This window comes from Bacillus sp. B2-WWTP-C-10-Post-4 (assembly GCF_009183805.1).
GTDB lineage: Bacteria > Bacillota > Bacilli > Bacillales > Bacillaceae_G > Bacillus_A > Bacillus_A cereus.
The window spans coordinates 1-406 of sequence record NZ_WEII01000285.1 but is presented as its reverse complement, the minus strand read 5'-3'; the positions used below and the strand labels follow the sequence as shown (position 1 = coordinate 406).

Here is a 406-nt window from a genome sequence, read left to right as displayed (position 1 = left end):
TACAAAAAACTAACAGAGCCAGTATCATTCGAAATCAAAAAAGGTATGACAGAAGTCTTATCATTAAAAGTAGAGAATGAACAGTTAGACAAAGGTTCAGTAGAAATTACAAAAGTAGATAAAGATAGTCAAAAAGTATTAGAAGACGTAGTCTTCGCAGTACAAGACGAACAAGGAAAAGTAGTAACGGAAGTAAAAACAGATAAAAATGGTAAAGCAAAAATCTCAGACTTATCTGTAGGAAAGTACAAATTAGTAGAGAAAGAAAGCTTACCAGGCTACAAAAAACTAACAGAGCCAGTATCATTCGAAATCAAAAAAGGTATGACAGAAGTCTTATCATTAAAAGTAGAGAATGAACAGTTAGACAAAGGTTCAGTAGAAATTACAAAAGTAGATAAAGATA

General features: G+C 31.3%; 1 protein-coding gene. It reads left to right on the top strand.

What is annotated here, in order from left to right; genetic code table 11:
* Positions 1 to 406: MSCRAMM family protein (locus GBN78_RS29970; RefSeq protein WP_193224779.1), on the top strand; the 406-nt coding region annotated here is incomplete at both ends.